The following is a 19,112-nucleotide window of genomic DNA, read 5'->3' as shown; positions in this document are numbered from 1 at the left end:
CTCCGCCGGCAGCACGCTTCGCGCCCAGTCCAACTATTTCTCACAATTTGTGAGTAATCGTGCTAGCGTGGGCCCATGACCGATTACGAGTTCTTCACTCTCGACGCCGACACCGGCGCACTCACACCCGAACCGGTCGAGGTGTTCGCCTACCCGATGGGTGATGTGACCGTGCGGCGCACGTCCGGTGCCGAACTCTCCCCCCGTGTTCAGGGGCTGTGGGTACGCACGTCCTGCCCGGACTGGTCTGTGGTGTTCAACTGGGCATCCCTGGTCGCGGCGGCTGCCCGCCGGGTACTGGTGATGCCGTACCTGCCGAGCGCCCGGGGTGACAAGGACATGCCCAGCCCCGCGCGAACCAACGCCAGGTTGGCGGCGCTCTCGGGCATCACCGACATCGTCGCCGTCGACCCACACTCCCCGGTGTGGCTGAATGCGATGAGCGCGACGGACCCGACCATCGGCCGCTGGGAACTCGACCTGGCCACGATCGTCAGCGATGCCGTGCGCGACAGCGGTCCCTATCAGGGGGTGATCGGACCGGACGCCGGATCGAAAGGGCGAGCCGCACTGGTGGCCGACAACCTCGGCGTGCCGGTGTTCCTCGCGTCGAAATCACGGGACCAGGCCACCGGAAAGCTCAAGGGCTACACCGCTCCCGACGGCGTGCTGACCGGCCGGTTCCTGGTGGTGGACGACATCTGCGACGGCGGTGGCACTTTCGCGCTGCTCAGGCAGGCGATACCGGCGGAGGTATCGCTGGACCTGTGGGTGACTCACGGAGGCTTCACCGGTCCCGAACACTCCCGGAATGCGCTGGCCGGATACCAGTGCGTCTATGCCACCGACTCACTGACGAGCGCGCGCGGCGAACACGTCCGGATCACCGATCTGGCTCCGTACGTCACGCAGACGGTGCGCCGCGTCGTCACCAATCCTGAAGGGACACAGTCATGAACGACAGCCAGGAGCGCGCGCTGGACACCTTGCTGGCCACCGACGCCTACAAACTGGACCACCGCCGCCAATATCCGAAGGGGACCGAATTCGTCTATTCGAACCTCACCGCGCGCGGCACCCGGCTTGCCGACGTCGATGCCACCGTATTTTTCGGGCTGCAGGCCTACCTTCAACAACTGCGGCAGCGTTGGCAGGTGTTCTTCGACCTCGACCCCGACGAACTCGACGGGGTGCTGACCGGGTACGAGCAGTTCGTGGCGGCCCTGCTGGGCCCCAATGATATTGGCGCCGAACATTTTCGGGAGCTGCACTCGTTGGGGTACCTGCCGTTGCGGGTGCGGGCGGTCCAGGAGGGGACGCTGATCCCGCTGCGGGTGCCCTACCTGACGGTCGAGAACACCGACCGCCGATTCTTCTGGCTGACGAACTATCTCGAGACCGAACTGTCCGCGCAGCTGTGGCAACCGATCACCAGCGCCACGCTGGCATGGCGCAACCGCGCACTGCTCGACGAGCGGGCGGCGCTGTCCGGCGACGAGGACGCGGTGAAGTTTCAGGGCCACGAATTCGCCTACCGCGGAATGTCCGGCACCGAAGCCGCGGCCGCATCAGGAGCGGGCCACCTGCTCAGCTTCACCGGAACCGATACGCTGCCCGCCATCCGCTACGTCCAGCAGTACTACCCGGGAAACGACGGCGAGCTGATCGGGGCCAGCGTCCCGGCCACCGAGCACTCGGTGATGTGCGCCGGCGGCCAAGACGGCGAGCTGCAGACCTTCGATCGCCTGCTCGCGCTGTACCCGTCCGGCACCCTGTCCGTCGTCTCCGACACCTGGAACCTGTGGCGGGTGCTCACCGAGTATCTGCCGGCGCGCGCAGACGAGATCATGTCCCGCAGCGGCAGACTTGTGATCAGGCCCGACTCGGGCGACCCGGAGCTGATCCTGTGCGGCGATCCGGAGGCCCCCGCGGGCACACCCGAACACCAGGGTGTGGTGCGGCTGCTCGCGGAGACGTTCGGGACCGTCGTCAACGACAAAGGCTATCGGGAACTCGACCCGCATGTCGGCGCCATCTATGGGGATTCGATCACCTACGAACGCGCCGACTCCATCACCCGAAACCTGATGGATCAGGGTTTTGCCTCTACCGCAGTCGTTTTCGGGTTCGGGTCCTACACATACCAGTACCAGACCCGCGACACGTTCAAGATGGCCGTCAAAGCCACCTGGGTCCAGGTCGACGGTCAGGGCCGCGACATCCTCAAAGACCCGATCACCGACGACGGCTCCAAGAAGTCGGCCACCGGGCGGCTGGCCGTGCGCCGGCGCACCGACGGTCGCCCCTACCTGATCGAGCACGCCGACCACGACGCCGACGATGAACTGCAGACGGTCTTCGAAGACGGAGAGCTGCAGCGCTGCCGATCCTTCGCCGAGGTGCGCGCGAACCTGCGCCGCGAGAGCGCGATTCGCGATCACTGGGCCCGCACGTGACTCAGACCTGGCTCAGCGTCGATGTGGTGGCACTCACCGAGGACGAGCCGGTGTCGCGCATCGTGCTCATCCGGCGCGCCGGCACCCCGCACCGCGGAGCGACGACGTTGCCCGGCGGGTTGCTGGCCGCCGAGCAAGGTGAGACCGTCGAGCAGGCCGCCAGAAGGATTGTGCGCGACAAGGCCGGCACGGAAATCACCGGCGGCATCGTGGTCGTCGACGTGGTCAGCGACCCGGCGCGCGACGAGCGCGGACACACCGTGTCCATCGTCGTGGCGGCACGCGTTCCAGGCGGTACCGAAGGAGCCATTGCGGTCGCAGAGATTCCCGACGCGATGCCGTTCCAGCACAACGCCATTGCCCATGCCGCGCTGACCCGGATCGGCGAGCGCCTACTGGCCGATGCGAGCACCACCTATGCCCTACTCGGTCCGGAAACCACGTTCGTCGAGGTCTACTCGCTGCTGCGAGCCTGCACCGCGATCACCGATACGGCCGCACGAGCACGCCTGGACCGTTCCCCGCTCTACGCACGGACCGGCCGGTCACGCAAACCCGCCGGGTCCGGACGGCCCGCCCGCGTCTATCGCCGGCCGCCCCGGTAAACGCGCCCTCAGCTGACGGCCCGCAACTGCGACGTCATCTCTTCGATCACGGTGTGCACGAGCTGCATCTTGTTCAGCACCGCGGGCGGCAGCACGAACGGGTAGAGGTCGTCGTGGCCCATCGATCGGTTCACCATGTTCAGCGACCAGGACAGCGGCAGCCACATCTCGATGATGGTGGGAAAAGCGCTGGGTCCCAGAGGCGGTCGGTCGAAGGTCGCTGCCGCCGGGGCCAGGCCGCAGGACGCCGAGGTGTCCAGGGTGTCCCGGATGTGCAGATAGTGCGCGAACGTCTCCGCCCAGTCTTCGGCCGGGTGCATGGTCGCGTACGACGAGACGAACGTCTCCTGCCAGCCCTCCGGCGCGCCCTGGCTGTAATGACGGTCCAACGCCGCCTGATAGTCAGCGTCGGGGTCACCGAACAACTCGTCGAATTGCTGCAAGTACTCGGGCGAGCGGATCAGCCGGTAGAAGTAGTAGTGCCCGACCTCGTGGCGGAAGTGACCGAGCAGGGTGCGGTACGGCTCTTCCATCTCCACCCGCAGCTGCTCGCGGTGCACGTCGTCGCCCTCGGCCAGATCCAGGGTGATGACCCCGTTCTCGTGCCCGGTGATCACGTTCTCGTGCGCGCTGGAGAGCAAGCGGAAAGCCAATCCGTAGTCGGGGTCCTGGTCGCGCCCGATGATCGGCAGACTCAGCTCGTGCAGTTCGGCGACGAGCCGCCGCTTGGCCGCCTCGGCGCGGGCGAACTCCGCCATCCCGACGGTGTCGTTGTCGTTGGGCCGCTCGATCGTCAGCGAGCACGACTCGCACAGGCCGCCCGGATGGCCTACGGGAACCAGCCAATTGCATTCGGCAACGTAGAGATTGGCGCAGAGTTGATACTCGTTGGCGGCCACCGCGCCAGCGTGCTCGCTGTCTTCGTCGCGCTTGGCGATCACCAGCAGTGCCATCTGGTTCAGGGAGAACCCCAGCGAGCTGTGGCAGGACAGGCACTCGGAGTTCTCGAATGCCAGGCGCTGGCCGCAGTTGGGGCAGTGGAAGTCACGCATGTAGCGCATCCCCTTCGAACGGGACGACGTCGACGCCGACGTCGATGACGCTGCGTTCGGAGTTCGTATAGATGATGCCGCGCAACGGCGGCACGTCCGCGTAGTCGCGCCCGCGTCCGACCACGATGTAACGCTGGTCAACCAGTTGGTCGTTGGTGGGATCGAGTCCCAACCACTCGAACTGACCCGGCTGCTGCGGCGTCCACACCGACGCCCAGGCGTGGGTGGCGTCAATGCCTATCATTCGATCCTTTCCCGGGGGTGGGTCGGTGGCCAGATAACCGGACACGTAGCAGGCCGCCAAACCATGGGCGCGCAGGCAGGCGATCGCCAACCGCGCGAAGTCCTGGCATACCCCTTCCCGGGCGGAAAGAACCTCATTGACCCGGGTCGAAACCGTTGTCGACCCCGAGCGGTAGGTGAAATCCCGGAAAATTCGCGAAGCGAGGTCGCGCAGCACCTCGACCAGCGGGCGTCCGGGCTCGAAGCTGGGTGCCGCGTACTCGCGGACCTCATCGGTGATTTCGGGCGGTGTCAGGTCCAGGACGAAGTCGCTGGCCAACGCTCCCTGCCCACCGCTGGGCCGTGCTTGCTCCCACGGTCGCAGTGCCGGTCCGGTGCTGTAGATCCCGGCTGCGTGTGGCGCAACGTCGACGATCGAGTCGCTGACGATGGTCAGGGCGCGGTGCGGCTCGGTGACGTGGAAATACGAGCTGATGTTGCCGTACGTGTCGCGGCTGGTGGAGCTGTCGGCCGGGGCAGGGTTGATGAGCAGTTCGTGCGCCACGCAGCGCTGCCGCAATGAGTCGCGTGGAGTGAGGAACCCGCGCCCGTACGAGCTGGTCACAACGTCGGAATAGCGGTACTCCGTGCGGTGGGTGACCCGGTAGCGTTTCGCGGCCTGCGGGGCCGACCAGCCGTTGGAATCCTCAGACGGCCCCTCAGACGGCAAGACGAACCTCCCTGTCGGCGGGTGGCGGCCAGAGTAGCTCACACCACATGCTGACAGTCTGTACTCCAGGTCTAGCCGGGCTTCAAACGGGAACCCGGTGAGCAACGGCGGAAAGGAGCAGGCACGTGCAGGGTCACGAAATAAGGTCGCTAGCCGATCTCGCGGGCGAAGGCACCCGGGTGCTGACCACCCTGGTCCGTGATGTGCACCACGGGATCGCAAGCCGGGTATTCACCTCGATAGGCCCGGCGGCCAAACCGGTACAGGTCGTTCACGACACCACCGCGTCGAGCATCTACAGCCTGGTCGACGGGGCGGTGCGCGGTTCCCTCTACGGCGCGGGGGCGCTGGCTGCCCACACCTTGAGCAACGACGACCACGAGACCGTCCAGGCACGTCCGCGGGTGGCCGGTGCTATCGCCGCGGTCAACGGCATCTACGGCGACGAGATGACGAATCGGGAGAACGGCTTCGCGCTGTCCATGCAGGTCCGTCGCAAAGGGCAGCCGGTCGAGCTGACCGCGGAGTCGATCGCGCGGGCGTTCCCCAAGGCCACCGGGCGGATCGCGGTTTTCGTGCACGGCTGGTGCATGACCGAACGGTCATGGTGGCGCGCGCCGCGCGCCGCAGAGGACCCGCGCCCCTACGGCAAGCGGCTGCGCAAGGACCTCGACTTCACCCCGGTGTTCCTTCGCTACAACAGCGGTCACCACATCTCGCAGAACGGTCAGGCGCTTGCCGATGTGCTCAACCGGCTGCATGAGTTGTGGCCGGCGGCGGTGGAGGACGTCGTGCTGGTCGGCCACTCGATGGGTGGGCTGGTATCCCGCAGCGCCTGCCACTACGGGCGTGACCGGGACCACGCCTGGACCGACGCGGTTCGGCACGTCGTGTGCCTGGGCTCCCCGCACCTGGGCGCCGACCTGGAAAAGGGTGTCAACATCGCGGCGTGGGCGCTGGCCAAGTTGCCCGAGACACGGGGCGTGGCGGCGTTTCTCAACACCCGCAGCGCCGGGGTCAAGGACCTGCGGTTCGGTGCGCTGCTCGACGAGGACTGGCGCGACTGCGACCCGGACGAGTTTCTTCGCGACCGCTGCCAGGAGGTGCCCTTCCTGCCGCACGCGGTCTACCACTTCGTCTCCACCACCGCCGCCCCGCGTGCGGTGGGCCTGCTCATGGGTGACCATCTGGTGCGCCCGAAAAGCGCCGCCGGCCAAGGCCGGTCCCGCAGGGTGCCGTTCGAGTCCGCCCATGGCCTCACCCTGACCGGTTTGAATCACTTCGACCTGCTCAACCACCCCTCGATCTACGACAAGCTGTTGGCGTGGATTACGCACTCTCCGGCGCTGTCGCAACCGGAATCGCTGGGCTAGACGGTATGGAGGCGACTTGAGGCCGAAGGCCTCGGGCTGCAATCGGTCGTGGGTTGCCGGTGTCGAGTGAACACTCGCACTGGTAGAGCCACAGTTGCAGATCAGGAGGCCTCCGGTGAGTTTCAACGGTACGAGTGTCGGGTTGGACGTGCACGCACTTTCGGTGGTTGCGCATGCATTCGATGAACAGACGGGTCGCGTTGAGCGGGCACGGTTGTGTCCGGATCAAGCCGAGATCCTGGATTGGTTGCATAGGCTGCCTGGCCCGGTCAGGGTCGCTGATGAGGCGGGTCCGACGGGTTTCGGGTTGGCCCGTGCGTTGGCCGAAGCTGACATCGAGTGCACGGTTGCCGCGCCGTCGAAATTGATCCGCCCGGCTGGGGATCGGGTCAAGACCGATGCGCGGGATGCCGCTCATCTGACTCGGCTGCTTCGCCTGGGTGAGATCACTGCATCAGCTGTACTGACCTGAGAGGTTAGGTATGCGGCTGGCGGGTGGTTGGCCGCCGAGTGCGGTGTGGCCGCGGTGGTGATTGTAGGTGTGCAGCCACTTGGGGAATTCGTCGCATCGCTGGGCATCGCTCGTGTAGAGGCGGGCATAGGCCCATTCGTCGGCCAGCGTGCGGTGGAACCGCTCGACTTTGCCGTTGGTCTGGGGCCGGTAGGGACGGGTGCGGCGATGTTCGATGTCGCCCAGGACGTCACGAAATGCGTGAGAGCGGTAGCAGGATCCGTTGTCGGTCAACACGGTCGTGAACTGCGGTCGGCCATCCCGGCCTCACCTAATTCGCGGTAGCGACCGGCCCAGCGAGCCGCTGTGGTGACCGAAACCTGGAAGCGTTCGGCGGCTCGGCGCAACGGCCAGTTCTGATCGACCACACAACGGGCCAGTCGCAGACGGCCAGTTTCCGACAATGGGGCATTACGGTGGGACATGAAGACCTCCGAGGTGAGCAATGCGTTCCTAGACAGCTCGCACTTCACTCGGAGGTCTTCGTCATGTCACGACGCCACGCCGTCACCAACGTCCGTGGTCAGCACAGCGCTCAACCGGCCGGGATCACCTGCTGCAAGTCGTCAATGCAGGACTCGACGAGGGCGACGAGGACCGTCTGGCCCGTGGTGGCGGCCGCTGCGTGCAGATCCACCACATAGTGCCGAGCGGACACGGCGTGCACGGTCGCAGCTCGTGGATCGGCGTCGGCCAGTGCGATCCCGGCCGCGAGGTCAATGATGGCGTCCTGCAGGGCCGGCGGATTCCACTGGGCGAGCGCGGGTGTGACCGCACGGGCCAGATGCAGGACACACGCCGCGAGGAGGCCCAGCTTGGCGGCCTGCCGATCGGCGTCACGGATGACGCCGCGCGCCGACCATCGTCGCGGGGACCGCTGAGTCACCATCCGTGCGGTGCTCCGCGCCTCGATCAGCCTGCCCAGCTGGTGGTGCAGTTGATCGAATGCCGGCAACTGCCAGTCGGCGTCGAGGCCGTCGGGGCGGCTCGCGGCATCGACAACCTGGGCGAGGATGTCGCGCAGCGCCGCCAGCACCCCGGCCCGGGCGTTGCTGAGCACCGTGACCGGGTTGACCGGAAACAGCAGCATGCTGAACACCAGCGCCAGACCGCCGCCGATCAGCACGTCGACGATCCGTTCGTTCACCACGCTGCCCTGATGGGCAAACACCACGACAAGCACTGCGGCCGAGGCGGTTTGGTTAAAGAACGTCACACCTTGAGCAAAGAACCCGCGCCCGATCAGCACCGCGACCGAGAGCGAGAACAGAACCGCGAGGCCGATCGTGATCGCCCGGACGCCCAACATGCCCACCACCTGGTCGCCGAGCAGGATTCCCAGCACGACGCCGACGATCATCTGCCCGGCGCGGCGCGCCCGCACCATGTTGGTGGCCGAGAGACTCACCACCGCCGTCAGCGGGGCAAAGATCGGCTCGGGCTCACCGAGTAATCGATGGGCGATGTACCACGCGAGGCCCGCCGCGACGGATGTCTGGGTGATGGGCCAGAGGACCGAGCGCAGCCGTCGTACCGACGAGAGACCGGTGTGTGACGCCCTGGCCAGCAGCGAAGTGCTCATGAGGGTTACTTACCCCAGCGCGCACCCGAACCCGGGCCTTTTAGGGATAACGCGCCGAGCTGGGCGTTTGGGGCGCACAATGGGAACGTGGCCACCTGGGACGACGTGGCCCGCATCGTCGGTGAGCTGCCATTGACCGCCGAGCGGTCACCGCGCGACTGGCGGGTGGGCAAGAAGTTGATGGCGTGGGAGCGGCCGCTGCGCAAATCCGATATCGAAGCGCTGACCCGCGCCGGGGTGCAGCCGCCGTCGGGCGACATTCTCGGCGTGCGGGTACCGGATGAGGGCGTGAAGTTCGCGCTGGTTGCCGACGAGCCGGCGGTGTATTTCACCACTCCGCATTTCGACGGTTACCCGGCGGTGCTGGTCAGGCTGGCCAAGATCGCCGTCGGTGACCTGCGGGAGCTGATCACCGACGCGTGGCTGGCACAGGCGCCCAAGCAGCTGGTCAAGGAGTTTCTGGCCGACTCGCGGTGACGGTCACGGGCCGGGACAGTCGATGACCTCCTGCAGGTCCCCGACGCAGGTTCGGACAATCTCGGCGAGCACGACCTCGGATCGGTCCCGGGCCGCGGATGCGAGTCGGCCGGCGTGATTGCCGGCCGCGGCCAGATGCGCGCAGGCCGTCGCCGCGTCCGTATCGGCCGCCGAAACCGCCTGGGCCAGTTCGCCGACCGCAGCGTGCAGTGGTTCGGCCAGCTGATCGTCAACGGGCGGGGTGATCGTCCTGGCCAGCTGCAACACCGTGCCGGCCAGTAGACCGAGTCGCGCGGCGTGGTGGTCGACGGTGGCGATGGTGTCGCGCATCGCGACACGCAACGGCGCTCTGCGGACGATCAACCGGGCCGTGCTGCGGGCCTCAATGAGGCCACCCAACTGGTTGTGCAACTGGTCGACGCAGCTGAGCGGCCACTCGGGGTCGGCGCGCTCGGGATCGTTGATCACCAAGGCAATCTGGACGAGGGTGTCGTGCAGGGCCGTCAGCACGCTCGCACGCGCGGCGGTCAGCACCGTCACCGGGTTGGCCGGAAACAGCAGAATGCTGAACACGAAAGCCAGACCACCACCGATCAACGCGTCGAAAAGTCGCTCTGCCACCAGTCCCCCGCTGTGCGCGAAGACCAGCACCAGAATCGCGGACACTGCCGACTGGTTGACGAACATCAGACCCTGCGCGATGAAGCCCCGGCCGATCAGCACCGCGAAACTGAGCGCGACCAACACCGTCACGCTGAAGGCGAGCCAACCGTTGCCCAGCACCGCCTCGACCACACCGCCGACCACGATGCCCAGCGTGACGCCGACGATCATCTGCGCGGCCCGCCGAGCGCGCAGCACGTTGGTCGCCGACATGCACACGACGGCGGAGATCGGCGCGAAGAACGGCTGCGGGTGGGCCAGCACGTCATGGGTGAGGTACCACGCGACACCCGCGGCCGCCGATGTCTGCATGATCGGCCACAACGCGACGCGCAGCCGCCTCGCGGCCTCGCGGCCACCGGCCGCGGCGCCGTTGCGCAACGAAGTGCTCATGACGCCTATCTAATCGCCCGGTCAGGGCCTCACACGCGCGGCCCGCGGCCCCGCCTCGAGTCCGACGTCTCCTGCGAGGTCAATCACGCTGCCGCGTCCGCGGCGTCGCGCTGCGACAGCCCGCGTCAACGACTCAGACGCGCCGCAACTCGAACAGTGGGATGACCCGGCTGGTCTTCGCCTGGTACTCGGCGAACCCGGGCGCGGCGGCGGCGATCTCAGCGAAGATGGTGTCGCGCTCGGCTCGGTCCAGCTCGTGCGCGGTCACCTCGAAGGCCTCGGTGCCGATCTCGACGTGTGCGGCGGGATCGGCCCGCAGGTTGTGCACCCACGCCGGGCTGACCGGCGCCCCGGCGAACGACCCGATGATGATCAGCTTGCCGCCGACGGTGAAGTACGCCAGCGGGGACAGGCGTCGCTCACCCGACTTGGCGCCGGTGGTGGTGAGTAGCAGCAGATCGGCATCGGCGAACTGGCCGCCGACTTTGCCGCCGTGGGACCGGAACTCGTCGACGATGGCGGTGTTGAAAGCCTTGATGGTGTCGGTATCCGGCATGTCAGTCATGCTTGGTCAAGCAGCTTGGGTTTGAAGTCTATTCCCGACTCCTTGCGCTGCTGGGCCGTGATCGGCGCCGGAGCGTCGGTCAGCGGGTCGACGCCCCCACCGGTCTTGGGGAATGCGATCACCTCGCGAATCGAGTCGACGCGGGACAGCAGCGCGTTGATCCGGTCCCACCCGAACGCGATCCCGCCGTGCGGCGGAGCGCCGAAGGTAAACGCCTCCAACAGAAATCCGAACTTCTCTTCGGCCTCGGCCTGGTCCAGACCCATCACCGCGAACACCCGTTCCTGGATGTCGCGACGGTGGATACGGATCGAACCGCCACCGATCTCGTTGCCGTTGCAAACGATGTCGTAGGCATCGGCCAGCACGGCGCCCGGGTCGGCCTCGATGCGGTCCTGGTGCTCGCGTTTGGGCGAGGTGAATGCGTGGTGCACCGCCGTCCACGCCCCGGCGCCCACCGCCACATCGCCCGAGGCGGTGGCATCCTCGGCGGGCTCGAACAACGGCGGGTCGACGATCCACACGAACGCCCACGCGGCCGGGTCGATCAGCCCCAGCCGGTGCGCGATCTCCACGCGCGCCGCGCCCAGCAGCGCCCGGGACGTCTTCACCGGCCCGGCCGAGAAGAAGATGCAGTCTCCGGGCTCGGCGCCGACGTGGGCGGCCAGGCCGTCGCGTTCGGCGTCGGACAGGTTCTTGGCCACCGGGCCACCCAGCGTCCCGTCCTCGCCGACCAGTACGTAGGCCAGGCCGCGATGGCCGCGCTGCTTGGCCCACTCCTGCCAGCCGTCCAGCGTGCGGCGCGGCTGCGAAGCGCCACCGGGCATTACGACGGCGCCGATATAGGGCGCCTGGAACACCCGGAAAGTGGTGTCCTTGAAGAACTCGGCGCACTCAACCAGCTCCAGGGCGAACCGCAGGTCGGGCTTGTCGGAACCATAGCGGCGCATCGCGTCGCCGTAGGTCATCCGCGGGATGGGAGTCGGAATCTGATAGCCGATCAGCGCCCACAGCGCGGACAGGATCTCTTCGGAGACCGAGATGACGTCCTCGACGTCGACGAAGCTGAGCTCCACGTCAAGCTGGGTGAATTCGGGCTGGCGGTCGGCACGGAAATCCTCGTCGCGATAGCAGCGCGCGATCTGGTAGTAGCGCTCCATCCCGGCCACCATCAGCAGCTGCTTGAACAGCTGCGGGCTCTGCGGCAACGCGTAGAAGGACCCGGGGTGCAGCCGCGCCGGCACCAGGAAGTCGCGCGCCCCCTCCGGCGTCGAGCGGGTGATGGTCGGTGTCTCGATCTCCACGAAGTCGTGCCGCCCCAGCACCTCGCGGGCAGCGGCATTGACCTTGGAGCGCAACCGGATCGCCCCAGCCGGACCCTCGCGTCGTAGATCCAGGTACCGGTACTTCAGCCGCAGCTCCTCCCCCGCCGGCTCGTCGAGCTGAAACGGCAGCGGGGCGGATTCCCCGAGTACGGTCAGCGACGTCGCGTTGACCTCGATATCGCCGGTGGCGATGTCGGGGTTGGCGTTGCCCTCGGGGCGGATCTCCACCACACCGGTGACCGCGACGCAGAACTCCGAGCGCAGCCGGTGCGCCTGGGCCAACACCTCAGACTCGCGGAACACCACCTGCGACACGCCGGAGGCGTCGCGCAGGTCGATGAAGATGACGCCACCGTGGTCTCGGCGGCGGGCCACCCACCCGGCCAGGGTCACCTGCTGCCCGGCATCGCCTTCCCGAAGCGAACCCGCGGCGTGGCTGCGCAGCACAAATACTCCTTTACACCGGGTCAGATTGACTGCTCAGTCTAGTGGCCCGGTTCCCTCGCCCATGTCACCCGGTACTTTTGCCGCATTGCTACTGCTATCGCACTCGTGGGTCCCGGCGCCGTCGGCACGACGGTGGCGGCGCTGCTGCACCGGGCCGGCCATCGCGTACTGCTCTGCGGCCACAGCCCGCGGGACGGCATCGAACTGCGTCCGGACGACGCCGAACCCATCGTGGTGCCCGGCCCGGTACACACCGATCCCGATGCCGTCCGCGGACCGGTGGACGTGCTGATACTGGCAGTCAAGGCCACCCAGAACGAGGCCGCGGCGGGCTGGCTGGCCCGGCTGTGCGACGAGAACACCGTCGTCGCCGTGCTGCAGAACGGTGTCGAACAGGTCGAACAGGTCGCGCCGCGGTGCCCGACCGCGCATGTCATTCCCGGCAGCGTGTGGTTCTCGGCGGAGACCCAACCAGGCGGATGGGTGCGATTGCGTGGTGCGGCCGCGCTGGTGCTGCCCACCGGGCCCGCGGCCGAGTCGTTCGCCGAGCTGCTGCGTGACGCGGGCTGCCAGGTGGACTGCGACCCCGACTTTGTCACCGTGAACTGGCGCAAACTGCTGATCAACGCTCTGGCCGGGCTGATGGCGTTGTCCGGGCGACGCTCCGGCATGTTCCGCCGGGACGACGTGGCCGAGCTGGGCCGCCGGTACATGATGGAATGCCTGGCGGTGGCGCGCGCCGAAGGGGCTCAACTCGGCGACGACGTGGTGGAGCACCTGGTCGAGTCTTTTCGGGTGGTCCCCGAAGACATGGGCACCTCGATCCTGGCCGACCGGGAAGCTCACCGCCGGATGGAATGGGATCTGCGCAACGGGGTGATCGTCCGCAAAGCCCGGGCGCACGGTTTGCAAACCCCGATCAGCGACGTACTGGTGCCGCTGCTGGCCGCCGCTAGCGACGGCCCCGGATAGTGTCTGATCCGTGCACCCGTGCGAACGCGTCGACCTGAGCTTCGTCGAGACGGCGCGCTACCGCTTCCGCAACAGTGTCGACCTCGCCATCACACCCGAGCAGCTCTTCGAGGTGCTGGGCGACGCGACGTCCTGGCCGCGGTGGGCGACGGTGATCACCAGGGTCACCTGGACCAGTCCGGAACCCCGCGGCATCGGCACCACCCGCGTCGTGCAGATGCGCGGCGGTATTGTCGGCGACGAAGAGTTCATTGCCTGGGAACCGTTCACGCACATGGCGTTTCGGTTCAACGCATGCTCCACCAGGGCGGTCTCGGCGTTCGCCGAGGACTACCGGGTGGCGGTGATCCCCGGCGGCTGCCGGCTCACCTGGACCATGGCGCAGCAGCCGGCCCGCGGCGCCGGTCTGGGGATGGCGGTCTTCGGCCCCCTGCTCAACCTCGCGTTGCGCCGGTTCCTGCGCAACCTGCGGAGTTACACCGACACCCGATTCGCCGCCACACAGCAGCGATAGGCTGTGTCGGCGCGGATAAAACTCTAGTCCCGGGGAGCGTGCGATGACCTTCAACGAGGGTATGCAGATCGACACCAGTTCCGCGTCGTCCTCGGGCGGCGGCGGGATGGGCAGGATGGCCATCGGCGGGGGTATCGGCGGGTTGCTGCTGGTGGTGGTGGCGATGCTGCTCGGCGTGGATCCCGGCGGAGTGATCAGTCAGCAGCCGCTGGACTCGTCCCAGAACGTGGCGCCCGGTTTCGACCTCAACCGGTGCAAGACGGGCGCGGATGCCAACAAATATGTGCAATGCCGCGTGGTCGCCACCAGCAACTCGCTGGATGCGGTGTGGAAGCAGCTGATGCCTAAATACACCCGCCCGCGCCTACGACTGTTCAGCGGCCAGGTGAGCACCGGATGCGGTCCGGCCAGCAGCGACGTCGGGCCGTTCTACTGCCCGGCGGACAAGACGGCCTACTTCGACACCGATTTCTTCCAGGTGTTGGTGACCCAATTCGGCTCCAGCGGTGGACCTTTCGCAGAAGAGTACGTGGTGGCCCATGAGTACGGGCACCACGCGCAGAACCTGCTGGGCGTGCTCGGACGCGCCCAGTCGGGAGCGCAGGGCGCCACCGGCAGCGGGGTACGCACCGAATTGCAGGCCGACTGCTACGCCGGGGTGTGGGCGCATTACGCGTCCACCGTCAAACAGGACAGCACCGGCCAGCCGTTCCTGCAGCCGTTGACCGACAAGGACATCCAAGACGCCCTGTCGGCGGCCGCGTCGGTGGGCGACGACCGGATCCAGCAGCAGGTGAACGGTCGTGTCAACCCGGAGTCCTGGACGCACGGCTCGTCGGCGCAGCGCCAAAAGTGGTTCACGGCCGGATACTCCACTGGCGAACCCAACAAGTGCGACACGTTCAACACCAACGACCTGGGGTGAAGCTCGAGCACCCGATCACGGTAGGCACGGCCGGCTTCAACGCCGACCAGCATTCCTACTACGCGTGGATGCGCCGCGAGGCACCGGTCTACCGGGGCCGGCTGGCGTTGCGCCCGCCCGACCAGGATGTCTACTTCATCTCCCGCTACCAGGATTGTCAGGACCTGGTCACCGATCCGCGAATCCGCCGGGTGCTCGACGGTGCCGCCGACGACGTCTCGGTGGTCCCCGAGGCGATCCGACTGCTGACCACCGACACCATGGTCTACCAGGACGACCCGTCGCACCTGCGACTGCGCAAGCTGGTGAGCCGACCGTTCACGCCGCGGGCGGTGGCAGGACTGGGTACCCGGGTCCGTGCGGTCGCCCGCGAGTTCCTCGACGGATTCGAGGTCGGTCAATGCATCGACCTGCACCGGGATTACGCCCTACCCGTCCCCAGCACGGTGGTCAGTGAAATCGTCGGCGTCTCAAGCGAACAACGCGCCACGTTCTACACCTTCATCGAGTTGTTGTTCGCGGCGATGCTGAGCCACGATGCGGCCGGTGGCGGTGAGCAGATGGACGGTTTCGTCACCTACCTCCGCGCGTTGATCGAGCAACGGCGGACCGATCCGGGCCCGGACATCATCTCTGGACTCATCGACGCCCGCGCTGACGGTGACGGCCTGACCGACGACGAAATCGTCGCGATGGTATTCCTGCTCATCACCGGCGACTACCAGACCACTCCGAATGTGATCTCCAACGGCATTGCGGCGCTCCTCACCCACCCCGACCAACTACGGCTGCTACAGCAGCGTCCCGATCTCATCGGCAGTGCGGTCGAGGAGATCCTGCGCTTTACCGGCACCGTCGGCGGCACCGAGGCAACGACATTCGCCGGCGAGGACATCACCCTGCACGGGGTCACCATCCCCCGCGGGTCGATGGTGACGACGCTGCTGGCATCGGCCAACCGCGACCCCGCACAGTTCCCCGACCCGGACCGCTTCGACATCACCCGAAGCCCCAACAACCATCTCGCGTTCAGCAAGGGCGCTCACTTCTGCCTGGGTTCGCATCTGGCCCGGTTGGAGACCGCGATCGTGATCGGCGAGTTGATCACCCGATTCCCCCGCCTGAGCCTGGCAGTCTCACCGGAAGAACTTCGCTTGCAACCGATTCCGCTGCTCAACCGGTTCGAGGAGGTGCCGGTGATCCTGGGCTGACGCCGGCTATCCGGGCAGCAGGTTCCGTAACTCCGCACGCTCGCGCTCGCCCAGCGCAAGCAGCGGCGCCCGCGGGTCCCCGACCGGGACCAGATCGTCCGCGGTGATCTCGTCGAAGCCCAGTCCCAGGCGTTGGGCGTAGTAGGCGCCGCCCGCTCGCCGCGTGCGGTGATCTGGCCGGCCAGGCCGGAGTCATGGCCGGCGTCGAACAGGGCGCGGCGCGTGAGCGCAATCTTCTGGCGGGTGGTCAGTTCCCAATCGGTGCTCTCCGCGTCCAGCCATTGCTGGCGTGCCGCATCAATTCGGCCTTCGAATGCGTGAACGTGTCGGACATCGAACGGCTCCCTCGATCGGGAAACTATGACACCGTCACCCTCACCTGCGGCGACAGTGCCTACTTCGACGCGTCCGTCGGCCACCGGCTTTAGGGCAGTCGGCGCGGAGCCTGCGGAGGTCGTCGTCATCACCAATCCCTAGCCTGTGTCCCCCGATCGGGGGACACAGGTGGGGCCGGCTGTGGGATACACGTCGCGCCGATGTGTAACGAGACTGAACGTTACACATTGACGTGTTATGTCATTGTGTAATGATAAATCGCAGTTATCGATTCCCCAAGGAGAGTGATCATGTCTCACGAAACCCTGTTCACCGCCCCGGAGGCGACCTACGGGTTGATCGCGTTCGTCGTCGAGGAGATTTCCGACTGAGAACGGCCCGCGGCCGGTGGGACTTGATCGTCCCCGCCGGTCCGGGTGCTCGCCGGCAAACCTGAAACCCTCTAAGCTCGGAACCGTCATGTCGACTGAGAACACCCCCACCAACCCGATCACGCGCGACGGCAGCCTGGTCGAGATCTACCGGCGCGTGTCGGTGACCGACGAACTCGACCGGATCACGGCGCTGTGCGAACCCGGCAGCTCTGTGCTGGACCTCGGGTCCGGAGCCGGACGCATCTCTAATCCTTTGGCCGACCGTGGATTTCAGGTAACGGCCGTCGACGACTCGGCCGACATGCTTGCCCACGTGCGTGGCGCCAAGACTGTTCAGGCGCGCATCGAGGACCTACGGCTACCCGAGAAGTACGACTGCGTCCTCCTGGCGAGCAGCCTGGTCAACTATCCGGGTGCGGACGGACGCCGGGGCCTGCTCGCCACCGTTGCCCACCACCTCAAGCCGACCGGCAAAGCCGTCATCCAATGGCGACCCCCGGACTGGTTCGCTCAGCGGCCGGTCGGCAGCTATCAACGCAGCGACGGCGACATGAGACAGACGATGACCATTTTGAGCAACGACGGCGACGTCGTCCTCGGCGAGTTCACCCTTGAGTATGGCGGCCAGAGCCTGACCCAATCGTTCGAGGCTCATCGGGTCAGCGTCGACGCGTTCCGCACGCTGCTCGACGAAGTCGGGCTGACACTGGATACCGAGAACCCGGATTGCTCCGAATGGCTCGCCGCGTCCGTGCGCCGTTGACCTGATCAGTGGATAGCCCCGTACGTCGTTCGGTGGACTCGAATTCGGTCCGTTCGTAGGCTGCCGGAAACCCCGGACGGCGTTGCACCATTGAAGCTCAGTCACATTCGAGCGAAAGGTGCGAACATCCATGGCACACGAAGTTCTGTTCTTCGACGAAGAGACGTCCTACTCGCTGTTCGGCTTCGTCGTCGGGGACGCCGCGGAATAACAACAAGCTGACAACGCCGGCGGGACCGCTTTCCTCCGCCGGCGTTTGTCTGTCTGCTACCAGGGCCGCGTCGAGCAGGTCACCCCGGTGGTGGCGCTGCGTGAGTCCACCACCTGGCCGTCTACGGCAATCTCGCAGCGCAACTCAGGCGTACTTCCTGACCCGCAGTCCGGCCAGTGGCAACCGCCGCTGGCGCTGACAAACGCCCACTGGTTGGGATTGGCGAGAGTCGCGGTGTACACGAGCGGCTGATCGGCGCTGAAGGTGGCCGGCACACTGGTCAAGAACTGCGAGGAGTTGGCGTCGAATGCCGCCTGGCTCGGCGGATCGGTGTTCATGTAACGGACGTTGCCGGTCAGGTTGCCGGTGGTGGTGATCGTGTAGGTCACCTGGTGGCTGGTGGGATCCGCGTGCGCGGCCGGGACCACCGCCACGAAGGCCGCGCCTAGGATGCCCGCGGCGACCGCGCTTGCCAGTCTGTGCACGTTCGTCATATCGGAAACGCTACCGGATTCGTTACCTGCCGAATTCGGGTAAACGTCTCTAGCATCTAGATGTGCCCACAGCCTTTGTGTTGTCCGGCGGTGCCAGTCTGGGAGCGATTCATGTGGGAATGCTGCGCGCCCTGGCCGACGAAGGAATCACCCCGGACCTGATCGTGGGCACCTCCGTCGGCGCGGTCAACGGCGGCTGGCTCGCGTCCCGGGCCGACGCCGACGGCATCCGCGGACTGGCCGATCTATGGGTCTCGCTGACCCGGCAGCAGGTGTTTCCCGCTGACCCGCTCTCGGGTGTGCTGGGCGTCTTCGGACGACGCACGCATCTGGTTCCTAACTCTGGCCTGCGACGCATTCTCGCCGAGAAATTGCAGTTCACCCGACTCGAGGATGCGCCCATACCGTTGCACGTGGTGGCAACCGACGTGGTCTCTGGCACCGACGTCTTGCTGTCGTCGGGCGACGCGGTGGATGCGATCGCGGCCAGCGCCGCCATCCCGGGGATCTTTCCGCCCGTCAAGGTCAACGGCCGCGATCTGATGGACGGCGGGGTGGTGAACAACACACCGGTATCGCACGCGGTTGCCCTTGGCGCCGACCCGGTGTGGGTATTGCCCACGGGCTACTCCTGCGACCTGCCCGCGACACCCAAGTCGGCGATCAACATGGCGCTGCACGCCATGACCCTGGCCCTGAACCATCGTCTGGCCGACGACATCGCCCGCTATGAGACCGCCTGTGAGCTGCGCGTCATTCGTCCCCTCTGCCCCGTCAACATCTCCGGAGCGGACTTCTCACACGCGGCGACACTGATCGAGCGCTCGCATGCCGCGACCCGCGAATGGCTGGCGGCGCACCCGTCGCCCACCGGGCAGGCGGCGCTGCTGGAACCGCACCGGCACTAGGGG

Annotated in this window: 19 protein-coding genes and 3 pseudogenes; 12 read left to right on the top strand and 10 right to left on the bottom strand. The window is 66.8% G+C overall.

All coding sequences use genetic code 11. The features are described 5' to 3' along the window. Positions 1 to 75 precede the first annotated feature (75 nt). From JX552_RS12390 to JX552_RS12380, 3 genes are read left to right on the top strand one after another with little or no spacing between them, the layout of a single operon-like run. Positions 76 to 957: a ribose-phosphate pyrophosphokinase gene (locus tag JX552_RS12390; RefSeq protein WP_205877682.1), complete on the top strand. Its 882-nt coding sequence runs from the start codon at positions 76 to 78 to the stop codon at positions 955 to 957. Then, on the top strand, positions 954 to 2,456 hold the full coding sequence (locus JX552_RS12385) for a nicotinate phosphoribosyltransferase (protein ID WP_205877681.1): 1,503 nt from the start codon (positions 954 to 956) through the stop codon (positions 2,454 to 2,456). The genes JX552_RS12390 and JX552_RS12385 overlap by 4 nt, the downstream gene beginning before the upstream one ends. Next, complete coding sequence (locus JX552_RS12380) at positions 2,453 to 3,061, top strand: NUDIX domain-containing protein (RefSeq protein ID WP_241011017.1); 609 nt, start codon at positions 2,453 to 2,455, stop codon at positions 3,059 to 3,061. Before JX552_RS12385 ends, JX552_RS12380 begins: the two co-directional genes overlap by 4 nt. An 8-nt stretch (positions 3,062 to 3,069) precedes the next feature. Here the strand turns inward: JX552_RS12380 and JX552_RS12375 are convergent, their stop codons facing one another. Continuing rightward, complete coding sequence (locus tag JX552_RS12375) at positions 3,070 to 4,113, bottom strand: zinc-binding metallopeptidase family protein (protein ID WP_205877680.1); 1,044 nt, start codon at positions 4,111 to 4,113, stop codon at positions 3,070 to 3,072. After that, positions 4,106 to 5,065, bottom strand: coding sequence for a transglutaminase family protein (locus JX552_RS12370; RefSeq protein ID WP_205877679.1), 960 nt, complete (start codon positions 5,063 to 5,065; stop codon positions 4,106 to 4,108). The genes JX552_RS12375 and JX552_RS12370 overlap by 8 nt, the downstream gene beginning before the upstream one ends. 125 nt (positions 5,066 to 5,190) lie before the next feature. Here JX552_RS12370 and JX552_RS12365 point away from each other — a divergent pair, with 125 nt between their 5' ends. Further along, entirely contained in the window at positions 5,191 to 6,438 is a 1,248-nt protein-coding gene (locus JX552_RS12365) for an esterase/lipase family protein (protein WP_205877678.1), read from the top strand. Between the two features lie 115 nt (positions 6,439 to 6,553). Then, positions 6,554 to 6,901, top strand: a pseudogene (locus tag JX552_RS12360) (IS110 family transposase); the annotation flags it as partial. Here the strand turns inward: JX552_RS12360 and JX552_RS34105 are convergent. From JX552_RS34105 to JX552_RS12350, 3 genes and pseudogenes are all read right to left on the bottom strand, one after another. Beyond that, positions 6,893 to 7,186, bottom strand: a pseudogene (locus JX552_RS34105) (integrase core domain-containing protein); the annotation flags it as partial. The pseudogenes JX552_RS12360 and JX552_RS34105 overlap by 9 nt on opposite strands. After that, positions 7,180 to 7,374, bottom strand: a complete 195-nt coding sequence (locus JX552_RS34100) for a leucine zipper domain-containing protein (protein ID WP_431195946.1) — start codon at positions 7,372 to 7,374, stop codon at positions 7,180 to 7,182. The pseudogene JX552_RS34105 and the gene JX552_RS34100, both read right to left, overlap by 7 nt. A gap of 110 nt (positions 7,375 to 7,484) precedes the next feature. Further along, positions 7,485 to 8,531 (bottom strand): FUSC family protein, encoded by a 1,047-nt coding sequence (locus JX552_RS12350; protein ID WP_205877677.1) that lies wholly within the window; start codon positions 8,529 to 8,531, stop codon positions 7,485 to 7,487. 87 nt (positions 8,532 to 8,618) lie between these two features. Here JX552_RS12350 and JX552_RS12345 point away from each other — a divergent pair, with 87 nt between their 5' ends. Further along, on the top strand, positions 8,619 to 9,008 hold the full coding sequence (locus JX552_RS12345) for an MmcQ/YjbR family DNA-binding protein (protein ID WP_205877676.1): 390 nt from the start codon (positions 8,619 to 8,621) through the stop codon (positions 9,006 to 9,008). 3 nt (positions 9,009 to 9,011) lie between these two features. Here JX552_RS12345 and JX552_RS12340 read toward each other — a convergent pair whose 3' ends face one another. From JX552_RS12340 to aspS, 3 genes are all read right to left on the bottom strand, one after another. Further along, positions 9,012 to 10,064: an FUSC family protein gene (locus tag JX552_RS12340; protein WP_205877675.1), complete on the bottom strand. Its 1,053-nt coding sequence runs from the start codon at positions 10,062 to 10,064 to the stop codon at positions 9,012 to 9,014. 133 nt (positions 10,065 to 10,197) lie between these two features. Further along, a complete protein-coding gene (locus tag JX552_RS12335; protein ID WP_205877674.1) occupies positions 10,198 to 10,629 on the bottom strand; it encodes a nitroreductase family deazaflavin-dependent oxidoreductase in 432 nt (143 codons plus the stop codon). Then, positions 10,626 to 12,425 carry an aspartate--tRNA ligase gene (gene aspS, locus JX552_RS12330; RefSeq protein WP_205878392.1) on the bottom strand — a complete coding sequence of 600 codons (1,800 nt, stop codon included), beginning with the start codon at positions 12,423 to 12,425 and terminating at the stop codon, positions 10,626 to 10,628. The genes JX552_RS12335 and aspS overlap by 4 nt, the downstream gene beginning before the upstream one ends. A 60-nt stretch (positions 12,426 to 12,485) precedes the next feature. On the opposite strand from aspS, the gene JX552_RS12325 reads away from it, so the two are divergent. Genes JX552_RS12325 through JX552_RS12310 form a run of 4 tightly spaced genes read left to right on the top strand, consistent with a single transcriptional unit; the run spans position 12,486 to position 16,023 of the window. Continuing rightward, positions 12,486 to 13,373, top strand: coding sequence for an oxidoreductase (locus JX552_RS12325; RefSeq protein WP_205878391.1), 888 nt, complete (start codon positions 12,486 to 12,488; stop codon positions 13,371 to 13,373). A gap of 10 nt (positions 13,374 to 13,383) precedes the next feature. Further along, positions 13,384 to 13,887 (top strand): SRPBCC family protein, encoded by a 504-nt coding sequence (locus JX552_RS12320; RefSeq protein ID WP_205877673.1) that lies wholly within the window; start codon positions 13,384 to 13,386, stop codon positions 13,885 to 13,887. Positions 13,888 to 13,930: 43 nt separating this feature from the next. Continuing rightward, positions 13,931 to 14,812 (top strand): KPN_02809 family neutral zinc metallopeptidase, encoded by an 882-nt coding sequence (gene ypfJ, locus JX552_RS12315; RefSeq protein WP_205877672.1) that lies wholly within the window; start codon positions 13,931 to 13,933, stop codon positions 14,810 to 14,812. Beyond that, positions 14,809 to 16,023 (top strand): cytochrome P450 family protein, encoded by a 1,215-nt coding sequence (locus JX552_RS12310; protein ID WP_205877671.1) that lies wholly within the window; start codon positions 14,809 to 14,811, stop codon positions 16,021 to 16,023. Before ypfJ ends, JX552_RS12310 begins: the two co-directional genes overlap by 4 nt. A gap of 75 nt (positions 16,024 to 16,098) precedes the next feature. Here the strand turns inward: JX552_RS12310 and JX552_RS32280 are convergent. Continuing rightward, positions 16,099 to 16,357: pseudogene (locus JX552_RS32280) on the bottom strand (class II aldolase/adducin family protein); the annotation flags it as partial. Between the two features lie 461 nt (positions 16,358 to 16,818). On the opposite strand from JX552_RS32280, the gene JX552_RS12300 reads away from it, so the two are divergent. Further along, complete coding sequence (locus JX552_RS12300; RefSeq protein WP_205877669.1) at positions 16,819 to 17,496, top strand: class I SAM-dependent methyltransferase; 678 nt, start codon at positions 16,819 to 16,821, stop codon at positions 17,494 to 17,496. Between the two features lie 267 nt (positions 17,497 to 17,763). On the opposite strand, the gene JX552_RS12295 is transcribed toward JX552_RS12300, so the two are convergent. After that, complete coding sequence (locus JX552_RS12295) at positions 17,764 to 18,201, bottom strand: hypothetical protein (protein WP_205877668.1); 438 nt, start codon at positions 18,199 to 18,201, stop codon at positions 17,764 to 17,766. A gap of 62 nt (positions 18,202 to 18,263) precedes the next feature. On the opposite strand from JX552_RS12295, the gene JX552_RS12290 reads away from it, so the two are divergent. Next, the gene (locus JX552_RS12290) at positions 18,264 to 19,109 is read left to right on the top strand and encodes a patatin-like phospholipase family protein (protein WP_205877667.1); all 846 of its coding nucleotides are present in this window, start codon (positions 18,264 to 18,266) and stop codon (positions 19,107 to 19,109) included. Positions 19,110 to 19,112 lie beyond the last annotated feature (3 nt).

This window comes from Mycobacterium gordonae (assembly GCF_017086405.1).
GTDB lineage: Bacteria > Actinomycetota > Actinomycetes > Mycobacteriales > Mycobacteriaceae > Mycobacterium > Mycobacterium gordonae_D.
The sequence above is the reverse complement of the archived record's forward strand: the minus strand, read 5'-3'. Positions and strand labels throughout refer to the sequence as shown.